We start from the raw sequence: 2649 nt of genomic DNA on the forward strand, positions 1-2649 counted from the left end.
AGAGTAGCGATGGCACTTTCTTTGTGGTGTTCACTGACGCCCAAATAACGTTCTAGAGCATCGAGGGTACGATGACCAGAGATAGATTGAATGTGCCTGAGAGGAACACCAGCATCACTCATTCTAGTGAGGGCAGTTCTTCTAAAACTGTGAGTCGAAGCGCCCTCAATGCCGACTCGCTCCAAAGCCTTTCTCAAGATACGGTCAGCGCTGGATTTATGAATATGCCCTAGCCCATGCCTACCAGGAAATAGGTAGGGTTTACTGGTATTGGGATTGTACTCTTCGAGATAACAATGTAGGGTTGGGTGTACCTGTACTTCTCTGGTATTTAGTTTCCCTTTGGTGTTTAAGCAGCGAATCAGCAGTTTAGGTCTAATACCACTGAGACCAATGACATCTTTAGTAAAGAGGGTGCAAGCTTCATTAATGCGACAAGCAGTATAGAGACACAGACCAAATAAAGCCCGGTCTCTGGGCTTGACAAAACCCTTATCAAAGAGCAAGTTAATTTGGTCGGTGTTGAGAATTTCGGCTTGACCGAAGCGATTAACTTTCATAGAGAGAATTCTAAGATATCTTTGTCTAATTTGTTCGCCTAAGTCCCTCAAAGGCTGATGATAGCGTCAAAACCGGGGTTTGATGTACTACAACCGCCCCGCTTATTGCGAATAATCCCTAATTGTTGCCAAACACCCTTAACCCCGTTGACTTCAATACCGTATATATACGGGTTATTTACCACTTTATTAACTGGCTAACACCTTTGAATAATATGTGTACAGCTCCGGAGGGTATCAAGTACTCTGTTTTTTAACGCCTAAGTCTGATGGTATGAAGTCTAAAGTGATAAGGGTCAGTGCTGAAGTCAGCAAGGCTCAGTGTGAGGCGATACCTGAGCTAGTCTTTCTTCTCGACCATTGGGAGTCTGAGTGTGGTAATAATCCAGATAATCCTCGCCATTACTTCCTTAGGAAGGCATTAGACGAGATTAGAAGTTTGGGCTTCTGAATCGCTTCTTTCTAAAAACTCGTTAATTCATTTGTATTATAAGCATAAATATATCCCTCTCTTTTTTCAGTTCTGGTTAAATATGGAACTGATAATATTTTTAAAGCATTGGTTTAAACCCCGTATATATACGGTATAAGAATGTTATTTAACTAAGTAGTCACCTCCCCGTTCTTCCTCATCCAAACCAATTTCAATAAAGTATGCCGCTGCTTGGCTAAGTGTCCACCGCTTCGCTTTTGCAAAAATTTTCAACCTAGCTTTCGTTTCTTTGTCAACGATTGCGGTGATTCTATCACTGTTTTTACTTGGCGAGTGGGGCATTGATGTATAGCTGTAACGGTATTCTCTATTATCCAATGCCGTGCTATGATTTATTTCAGGGCATTCAATACCCTTCTAATAAAACACTTATAGGTAAACACGTAAGTCGTAGCGCCGCAGTGTCATTAAGTGGTCTATCATTTCCCACTTCGCCCAGAAATTCAGTACTTCAGCTTGCACTGACACGTAAGTCGTAGCGCCGCAGTGTTATCCAGCAATGGTCATAAAATAGACAGGACATCGACTATGGAGACACAAGAGACAATCAGTAATCCGTTACCAAATAGTAAAAAAACAAACAATACAATGTCGCCAGAAGAAGCGAAAGAGCTACATACCAAACTCAACCACTACTACCGCAATCGCAAACAGGGAGGGAAGCGCAAGACAAAACCCGTTCTCAAACCGATAGGGGACACCCAGGTAATCCAAAAGAACTTGACCATCCAAAAGTCCCCTACCGATTGGGACGAGTTGGCTAACGGCAGCCTGTTTGCCGTAGACCCTGCCGGAGCATTGTTATTCACGAAAGTCAGTAACTCTCGGGCACTGTGCATCAATTTCATGAAAACTCAGCCAGTTGGTGGCGCAGCAGTTTACCGGATTTTCCTATGAAAATAGACAAAGGAAAAAAGGGAGATGCTAAGTCCAGTAGCTCTCGAAAAACAAAAGAACAATACGCTATCAATACTAATCAAACTGTTAGTGCCGAGAAGTTTCTACCTCCAGTCATCCAATCAAAGTTGACCGCACTAGGTCAAAAATTCGGATTACCCTTCGACTTGGGCAAAATCGACTTAACTGGCAATTTAGCTGAGAACGTCCGCGCCCTCAGAAAAATAGCAGAACTGGCAGAGACTAACGCCAAACTTCTACCAGAGATGGTCAAGTTAGCTCGGAAACTATGCCGTGCTGAAATTAAAGAAGCACAGTATTACCGAGCAGCAACCAAGATGGCACTAAGCCATCAAGCAAAACTCGATAAATACTCAGCAGATATTTTCCTCCAACTAGTCCAGCATGAAGTAAAGTCCACTAGATTAGAATATCGTACCAATCAAAAAGCCCAACTGATCAAACGCAGAGCAGAAGCTAGGCGTAATTATTACCAAAATACCGAATACGCTACGGAAATCGAACTAATCGACCTAGAAATTGAAAACCTAGAAGTCAACAACAAACTCTTAAAAGAGAGTAAAACTAAGAAACTTGAATCAACACAGCAGCGTAAACAGAAACTATTAGAGTACTACAACTCTGCCTTTGAAGGGGGTGTGTATGACTTCTCACCGACATCTACAGAACCTCAATGAA

4 protein-coding genes are annotated in these 2649 nt (G+C 42.4%); 2 read left to right on the plus strand and 2 right to left on the minus strand.

Annotated features, from left to right (window positions below; translation table 11 throughout):
* Together F6K23_RS40065 and F6K23_RS40070 are read right to left on the minus strand one after the other, a co-directional pair.
* The coding region (locus tag F6K23_RS40065; RefSeq protein WP_293166724.1) for a site-specific integrase at positions 1-560 on the minus strand (560 nt) is incomplete at its 3' end.
* A 595-nt stretch (positions 561-1155) separates the two neighbouring features.
* Positions 1156-1371: a hypothetical protein gene (locus F6K23_RS40070; RefSeq protein WP_293166726.1), complete on the minus strand. Its 216-nt coding sequence runs from the start codon at positions 1369-1371 to the stop codon at positions 1156-1158.
* A gap of 210 nt (positions 1372-1581) precedes the next feature.
* Between F6K23_RS40070 and F6K23_RS40075 the strand changes: the two genes are divergently transcribed.
* Together F6K23_RS40075 and F6K23_RS40080 are read left to right on the plus strand one after the other, a co-directional pair.
* Positions 1582-1950, plus strand: a complete 369-nt coding sequence (locus F6K23_RS40075; protein ID WP_293166728.1) for a hypothetical protein — start codon at positions 1582-1584, stop codon at positions 1948-1950.
* Entirely contained in the window at positions 1947-2648 is a 702-nt protein-coding gene (locus F6K23_RS40080) for a hypothetical protein (RefSeq protein WP_293166729.1), read from the plus strand. Before F6K23_RS40075 ends, F6K23_RS40080 begins: the two co-directional genes overlap by 4 nt.
* Position 2649 lies beyond the last annotated feature (1 nt).

Origin of the sequence: Okeania sp. SIO2C9, from assembly GCF_010672455.1 — a bacterium.
GTDB lineage: Bacteria > Cyanobacteriota > Cyanobacteriia > Cyanobacteriales > Microcoleaceae > Okeania.

Coding starts and splice junctions, on each gene's coding strand:
- F6K23_RS40080 (WP_293166729.1), top strand. CDS start 1,947: ATGAAAATAGACAAAGGAAAAAAGGGAGATGCTAAGTCCAGTAGCTCT.
- F6K23_RS40075 (WP_293166728.1), top strand. CDS start 1,582: ATGGAGACACAAGAGACAATCAGTAATCCGTTACCAAATAGTAAAAAA.